General features: G+C 71.8%; 8 protein-coding genes. All 8 read left to right on the top strand.

Annotated features, from left to right (window positions below; all coding sequences use genetic code 11):
• The first annotated feature begins 146 nt into the window (after positions 1-146).
• The 8 genes from ACFWM7_RS31720 to ACFWM7_RS31685 all read left to right on the top strand — a co-directional run bounded on the left by ACFWM7_RS31720 (position 147) and on the right by ACFWM7_RS31685 (position 7,415).
• Positions 147-1,877, top strand: coding sequence for a sugar ABC transporter ATP-binding protein (locus ACFWM7_RS31720; RefSeq protein WP_383267226.1), 1,731 nt, complete (start codon positions 147-149; stop codon positions 1,875-1,877).
• Positions 1,874-2,848 carry an ABC transporter permease gene (locus ACFWM7_RS31715; RefSeq protein ID WP_030712918.1) on the top strand — a complete coding sequence of 325 codons (975 nt, stop codon included), beginning with the start codon at positions 1,874-1,876 and terminating at the stop codon, positions 2,846-2,848. The genes ACFWM7_RS31720 and ACFWM7_RS31715 overlap by 4 nt, the downstream gene beginning before the upstream one ends.
• Positions 2,845-3,894: an ABC transporter permease gene (locus tag ACFWM7_RS31710; protein WP_383267223.1), complete on the top strand. Its 1,050-nt coding sequence runs from the start codon at positions 2,845-2,847 to the stop codon at positions 3,892-3,894. Before ACFWM7_RS31715 ends, ACFWM7_RS31710 begins: the two co-directional genes overlap by 4 nt.
• A 45-nt stretch (positions 3,895-3,939) precedes the next feature.
• Complete coding sequence (locus ACFWM7_RS31705) at positions 3,940-4,989, top strand: LacI family DNA-binding transcriptional regulator (RefSeq protein ID WP_383267220.1); 1,050 nt, start codon at positions 3,940-3,942, stop codon at positions 4,987-4,989.
• Positions 4,990-5,067: 78 nt separating this feature from the next.
• Positions 5,068-6,132 (top strand): aldose epimerase family protein, encoded by a 1,065-nt coding sequence (locus ACFWM7_RS31700; RefSeq protein ID WP_383267217.1) that lies wholly within the window; start codon positions 5,068-5,070, stop codon positions 6,130-6,132.
• A 45-nt stretch (positions 6,133-6,177) separates the two neighbouring features.
• The gene (locus tag ACFWM7_RS31695; protein ID WP_383267214.1) at positions 6,178-6,594 is read left to right on the top strand and encodes an acyl-CoA thioesterase; all 417 of its coding nucleotides are present in this window, start codon (positions 6,178-6,180) and stop codon (positions 6,592-6,594) included.
• Between the two features lie 31 nt (positions 6,595-6,625).
• Positions 6,626-7,258 (top strand): hypothetical protein, encoded by a 633-nt coding sequence (locus ACFWM7_RS31690; RefSeq protein WP_383267212.1) that lies wholly within the window; start codon positions 6,626-6,628, stop codon positions 7,256-7,258.
• A complete protein-coding gene (locus tag ACFWM7_RS31685) occupies positions 7,200-7,415 on the top strand; it encodes a hypothetical protein (RefSeq protein WP_383267209.1) in 216 nt (71 codons plus the stop codon). The genes ACFWM7_RS31690 and ACFWM7_RS31685 overlap by 59 nt, the downstream gene beginning before the upstream one ends.
• Positions 7,416-7,473: the final 58 nt, after the last annotated feature.

Raw genomic sequence — 7,473 nt, 5'->3', positions numbered from 1 at the left:
GGGCGGGTCGGCCCCGCCGGGCCCCCCCCCCGTAACGCCCCGCGCCCCGCCCCCGGGCACCGCGGCCGCCGCGTGCCCCCCGGGGCACCGCCGGGGGCGCGGGGGCGGCCCGGCACCTCTCCCGTACCACCGGAAGGCCAGGATTCATGGCACCCACCCACGCGACACCCCCGCACCCGGCAACCGCCGGGACCGGGGCCGCTGTCGCCGAACCCGACCCCGTCCTCGAAGCCCGCTCGGTGAGCAAGCGGTTCCCGGGCGTCGTCGCCCTGGACGACGTCTCCTTCGCGCTGCGCGCGGGTGAGGTCCACGCGCTCGTCGGCGAGAACGGGGCCGGCAAGTCCACCCTCATCAAGGTGCTCACCGGCGTCTACCAGAGCGACGAGGGCGAGGTGCGCGTGAGCGGCGAACCCGTCCGCTTCGCCCGCCCCTTCGAGGCGCAGCAGGCCGGGATCTCCACCATCTACCAGGAGGTGAACCTCGTCCCGCTGATGAGCGTGGCGCGCAACATCTTCCTGGGCCGGGAGCCGAAGAACCGGTTCGGTCTCATCGACTTCCCCCGGATGAACCGCGAGACCACCGAACTCCTCGACGGCTTCGGCGTCCGCGTCGACCCCAAGCGGCCCCTGCACACCCTCGGCATCGGCACCCAGCAGATGGTCGCGCTCGCCCGCGCCGTCTCCGTACAGGCGCAGGTCGTCATCATGGACGAACCGACCTCCTCGCTGGAGCCCCGCGAGGTCGAGACCCTGTTCCGGGTCATCGAGAACCTGCGCGGCCAGGGCATCGCCGTCCTCTACGTCAGCCACCGCATGGACGAGCTCTACCGCATCTGCGACCGGGTCACCGTCCTGCGCGACGGCCGCCACATCCACACCGGCGAACTCGCCCCGCTGGAACGCATGCAGCTGGTGTCGATGATGCTCGGCCGCGACATGGCCGAGGTCCGCCGCGACGGCCTCACCGGCTTCGCCGCCGAAGGGCACGACGCCGCCCGCACCCCCGTCCTCACCGCCAAGGGCCTCGACCGCCGCCACCAACTGCACGACATATCCGTCGAGTTGTACGCGGGTGAGGTCCTGGGACTCGGCGGTCTGCTGGGCTCCGGGCGCAGCGAGACCGCGAAGGCGCTCACCGGTGCGCTGCCCCTGGACGGCGGGGAGATCACCGTGGACGGCAAGCGACTCGGCCGCCCCACCCCGGCCGCCGCCATCCGCGCGGGCATCAGCATGCTCCCCGAGGACCGCAAGGCCGAGGGCATCGTCCCCGGCCTCTCCGTCCGCGAGAACATCGTGCTCGCCGCCATGCCCCGGCTCTCGAAGGCCGGCATCGTCTCGCGCGCCAAGCAGGACCGCATTGTCGACATCTTCATGAAGCGACTGCGGATCAAGGCGTCCAGCCCCGAGCAGAAGGTCGGCGAACTCTCCGGCGGCAACCAGCAGAAGGTGCTGCTCGCCCGCTGGCTCTGCCTGGAGCCCAAGGTCCTGCTGCTCGACGAGCCCACCCGGGGCATCGACGTCGGAGCCAAGGCCGAGGTGCAGTCCCTCATCGACGAACTCGCCCGCGAGGGGCTTGCCGTGCTGCTGATCTCCTCCGACATCGAGGAGCTGATCGAGGGCGCCGACCGCATCGTCGTCCTGCGCGGCGGGGCGGTCGCCGGTGAACTCGCCGGCGACGAGGTGGACGAGAGCCGCCTGCTCGAAGTGCTCGCCGACCACACGCCCGACACCGTGCTCAGCGACCACACGCCCGGCGCCGTGCGCGCCGACCGCACGCCGGCCGCCGGGCTCAGCGACCGAACGCCCGATACCGCGCCCGGTGATCACACGCCCGAACCCGGCGGGAAGGTCCCGACCGGCCAGGAGGACCCCCGATGACCACCCAGGCCACCCTGCCACGCCCCGCGAAGCCACTGGCCCGGCTCCGCGACCCCGCCTGGTACCAGGAGTACGGCGTGTACGCGGCCGTCGCCGTCGTGCTGCTGTTCAACGCCCTGTTCACCGAGCACTTCATGACGGCCGACAACCTGCGCACCCAGCTCGTCCAGGTCGCGCCCATCGTGATCGTCGCGCTCGGCATGGCCCTGGTCATCGGCACCGAGGGCATCGACCTCTCCGTCGGCTCCACCATGGCGCTCGCCGCCGCCCTGCTGCCGCTCTACCTCGGTTACGGGCTGGTCCCCGCGCTCCTGATCGCCCTGCTCGCCGGGGCGGTGGTCGGCGCGATCAACGGAACGCTCGTCTCGCTCGTCGGGCTGCAACCCATCGTGGCGACCCTCGCCCTGTTCGTCGGCGGCCGGGGCCTCGCCCTCGTCATGGCGGACGGCCAGCTCAAGCAGATCGTCAACCCGGACATCCTCGCGCTCGGCACCGGCTCCTTCCTCGGCATCCCGACGGTCGTCCTCATCGCGGGCGTCCTCGCACTCGCCGTCGCATTCCTGGTGCAGCGGACCACCTTCGGCCGGCAGATCGTCGCCATCGGCGGCAACCGCTCGGCCTCCGCGCTGTCCGGACTGCCCGTCAAGCGCGTCCTGATCGGCGTCTACATCCTCTGCGGGGTGATGGCCGCGCTCGCCGGCATCCTCGCCACCGCCCGGCTCACCGCCAGCGACCCGTCCTCCCTCGGCACCCTCATGGAGCTGTCCGCCATCACGGCCGTCGTCGTCGGCGGCACCCCGCTGAACGGCGGCTCCATCCGCGTGCTCGGCACCGTCGCCGGAGCCCTGCTGATGCAGCTGCTGCGCGCCACCCTCGTCAAACACGACCTGCCCGACTCCACCGCACAGATCGCCCAGGCGGCCATCATCATCGCCGCCGTCTACGTCGCCCGGGAGCGTAGGTCCCGATGAACAAGACCCAACCGGCCACCGTGCCCCCCGCCGAGTCCCCGGCGCCCCTCAAGAGCGCCCCCTCGCGCACCGAACCCCGGCCCGAGCGCTCCACCGGCTCCCGCATCGGCGAACTCGTCCAGCGCCAAGGCGTCCTCGCGGTCCTGCTGACCGTGATCCTCATCGCCTCGTTCGTCTACCCGACGTTCGCCAGCGTCGACAACGCCCGGGGCGTCACCGTCCAGGCCTCGTTCCTCGCGATCGTCGCCCTCGGCATGACCCTGGTCATCATCACCGGCGGCATCGACCTCTCCGTCGGCTCCGTCTTCGCCCTCGGCGGTGTCCTCGCCGCCTGGGCCTCCCAATGGGGCTTCTTCGCCGCCCTGCTGGTGCCCCTGGTGGTCTGCGGAACGATCGGCCTGGTCAACGGGCTGCTCATCGCCCGCGCCAACATGGCCCCCTTCATCGTCACGCTCGCCAGCCTCCTCGCGGCGCGCGGCATCCTCCTCGCCTTCACCGACGAGGGCGCCACCACCTACCTGGTGCCCAAGGACTCCGCCTTCGCCGAGCTGGGCCAGGGCAGTGTCTGGGGCTTCGGCTACCCGATCCTCATCGCGCTGGCCCTCTTCGGGGCGGGCGGACTCCTCCTCCAGCGCACCTCGTTCGGCCAGACCCTGTTCGCGGTCGGCGGCAGCAGCGACGCGGCCACCCTGATGGGCCTGCCCGTCGCCCGGACGAAGATCCTCGTCTACACCCTCAGCGGACTGCTCGCCGGACTCGCCGGAGCGCTGAACGCCGCCCGCCTCTCCTCCGGCGTCACCATCGTCGGCGTCGGCATGGAACTGGACGCGATCTCCGCCGTCGTCATCGGCGGCACGCTCCTCATCGGCGGAGCCGGCTCGATCAGCGGCACCCTCTGGGGCGTCCTGCTTCTCGCCGTGATCCAGAACCTGATCAATCAGATCGGCTCGCTCAACTCCTCGTACCAGTCGGTGGTCAGCGGTGGCTTCCTTATCGTTGTCGTGGTGGCGCAGCGTTACCTCGCGCGCAGCCGCAGAACCACCTGAACCGCACAGGCCGGGCCGAGTCGAACCAAGGAAACAAGGAGTGCCGTGGGCGTCAGCCTCAAGGACGTAGCTCAACGGGCGGGCGTGTCCATCAAGACCGTGTCGAACGTGGTCAACAACTACCAGCACGTCACCCCTCAGATGCGGGCCAAGGTGCAGCAGGCGATCGACGAGCTCGGCTACCGGCCGAACCTCACCGCCCGCCATCTGCGTAAGGGCCGCACCGGCATCATCGCGCTCGCCGTCCCCGAGTTCGGCAACCCGTACTTCGCGGAGCTGGCCGGCGAGGTCGTCGACGCGGCCGCCCGGCACGACTACACCGTCCTGGTCGACCACACGGCTGGCCAGCGCGAGAAGGAACTGCTGGTCTGCCAGGGATTCCGCTCCCACGTCATCGACGGGCTCATCCTCAGCCCCATCCACCTGGAGACCGAGGACCTGATGGCCCGCACCGAGACCGCGCCGCTGGTGCTGCTCGGCGAGCGGGAGTACGAGGCCCCGTACGACCACATCGCCATCGACAACGTGGCCGCCGCCCGCGAGGCCGTCGCCCACCTCATCGCGCTGGGCCACCGCCGTATCGCCTTCCTCGGCTCCCGCACCGGGCAGGAACGCCAGCCCGCCCACCTGAGGCTGCGCGGCTGGCGCGAGGAGCTGGCAGCCTCCGGCATCGCACCGGACGAGTCACTCGTCGTCGTCACCGATGGTTACGGGCGCGAGGACGGGGCCGCCGCGATGGCCTCGCTCCTCGACCGGGGCGAGCGGCCCGACGCCGTGTTCGCGTACAACGACATGATCGCGACCGGGGCGATGCGCACCATCACCGAACGCGGCCTCACCATCCCGGACGACATCGCCGTCGTCGGCTTCGACGACATCGAGGAGAGCCGGTACGGCTCCACCACCCTCACCACCATCGCCCCGGACAAGGCGGCCATCGCCCGGCTCGCCGTCGACAGCCTCGTCGAACGCCTCGCGGGTGCCCCGGTCGCCGAACCCCGGCGGCCCCGCCCCGGCTACCGCCTCGTCGTCCGCGAGTCCACCACGCCCCGCGAGTCCACCACACCCCGCAAGGCCTCCGGACCGCCCAGCTGACGCGACTCGCGAGGCCCCTTCCGCGCCCCCAGCACCTGTAGCCGCGAGGCCCTTCCCCGCACCCCCAAGGAACTCCTCATGCCCACCGTGCACCGCAAACCGTTCGGCCGCGCCCACGGGCAGAGCGAGATCGACCTCTGGACCCTCGACTCCGGCACCGGCGTCCGGGCCGAGATCCTCACCTACGGCGGTATCCTGCACAGCCTCACCGTGCCGGACACCGCGGGCGAACCCGGCCCGGTCGTCCGCTCGCTGCCCGCGCTCGACGACTACACCGACAAGAACCCGTACTTCGGGGCCGTCATCGGCCGGTACGCCAACCGCATCGCCCACGGCCGCTTCACCCTCGACGGAACCACCCACCACATCCCCGCCAACGACCGGGGCCACGCCCTGCACGGCGGCCCCGACGGCTTCCACACCAAGGTCTGGGAGGCCGCCGGGCACCGTACCGACACCACGGCCGTCCTCCGGCTCACCCTGCACAGCCCCGACGGCGACATGGGCTTCCCCGGAGCGCTCGACGTCACCGCCACCTACACCCTGGACACCGCCGGAACCCTCGCCGTCGACTACACGGCCGCCACCGACCGGCCCACCGTCGTCAACCTCACCAACCACTCCTACCTCAATCTCGGCGACGACGACATCCTCGGCCACACCCTCCAGGTGGACGCCGACGCCTACCTCCCCGTCGACGCCGGCTCCATCCCCGAAGACCCGCCCGCCCCGGTGACCGGCACCCCCTTCGACCTCACGATTCCGCACCGCATCGGCGAACGCCTCAGCCACACAGACGCCCAACTGGAGCGGGCCGGCGGCTACGACCACTGCTGGGTCCTGCGCCCCGCCGCCCCCGGAGCCCTGCGCCGGGCGGCCCGCCTCACCGCTCCCGGCGACCGGCGCACCCTGGAGCTGTGGACCACCGAACCGGGCCTCCAGGTCTACACCGCCAACCAGCTCGATGGCGCGTTCACCGACGGCACCGGCCGCCGCCACCAACGCCACGGCTCCCTCTGCCTGGAAACCCAGCACCTACCGGACTCACCCAACCGCCCCGACCACCCGAGCACGGTGCTGCGCCCCGGATCCGTGCTGCGCAGCCGCACCGAATGGTGCTTCCCGCACCTGCGCGCGGAGTAGCCGCCTATCCGGAATGGGCCGCCGGGCCCAGGCGTTCGCACGGTCATGACCTTCTCCGTTGATGTGACCGTGCGCGGCTACGAGCTCGACACCCAGGGCCACCTGAACCAGGCCGTCTACCTCCAGTACGCGGAACACGCCCGCTGGGAGCTGCTGCGGGCCGCCGGGCTCCCCCAGGAGAAGCTGCTCGCCGGCGGCATCGGCCCGGTCCAGCTGGAGGTCACCGTCAAGTACCGCCGCGAGCTGCGGGGCGGCGAGCGCGTACGGGTCACCTGCCGGTTCGACTACGGCACGGGGAAGACGTTCACGCTGGCGCAGCAGATCATCAAGGAGGACGGCACGGTGGCCGCGGAGATCACCGGAGTGGCCGGCGTCCTCGACCTCACCGAACGCCGCCTCGTCCCGGATCCGCAGGGCCGCCTGGCCGCTCTGGCGGGCAACCCGGACCTGCTGACGGGCTGAAGTCTTGTCGGACGCCCGGGGAGGGGGATTCGTGACTGAGGGAACCAGCCAGTACGACGCTGCTCGCGGCACCGAGGTGGAGGGGCGCGAGGCCATGCGGAAGCGGACCAGCATGTATGTCGGCTCCACCGGCGTACGCGGCCTCCATCAGTCGGTGCACGAGGTCGCCGGCCGGTCGGTGAACGAGGTCCTGGCGGCTGGTGGCGGGTGCGTCGATGTCACCCTCACCCGGGACGGCGGCATCCGGATCACCGACGACGGGCCGGGCGTCCCGTTCGAGGCGGATGCGGGCGGAGCCTGCGTCGGCGACGGTCTGGAAACCCTGTTGACCAGGCCGGACACCGGACTTCGGCCCGACGGCCGAAACGCCGTCCGCTGGAGCGTCTACGGTGTAGGACCCTGTGCCGCCACCGCTCTGTCGAGCCGCCTCACGGCCGAGGTGCGGCGCGGGGGAGCGCGCTGGGTCCAGGAGTACGCGCGCGGCGTCGCACTCGCCCCGCCTGCCGCCGTGGGACCGGCGACGGACACCGGGACCACGATCGCCTTCCGGCCCGACCCCGACATCTTCGACACCGTGGAGTGTTCGTTCGCGATGCTGGCCGGACGTGTGCGGGAGGTGGCTGACAGCGGTCGTCTCGGTGAGACTGGACCGCCCGGAGTATGAAGGCTCCACCCGCGGCCGGCTGGGCGGAGCCGCCGTGCGCGACGGCGTCGAGCAGGGCGTCCGGGAGCACTTCGGCAGCTGGCTGGACCGCCACCCGGAACGGGCGGCGGACCTCATCGGGCGCATGACCCGGGACACGGCCCCGCTGGAACACTGAGCGGCCATGACAGCGCGTCCCGACCGCTGATGCCGTGTCCCCGTGCCCGTGCTCCGGG

Origin of the sequence: Streptomyces sp. NPDC058375, from assembly GCF_042723425.1 — a bacterium.
GTDB lineage: Bacteria > Actinomycetota > Actinomycetes > Streptomycetales > Streptomycetaceae > Streptomyces > Streptomyces durocortorensis.
The sequence above is the reverse complement of the archived record's forward strand: the minus strand, read 5'-3'. Positions and strand labels throughout refer to the sequence as shown.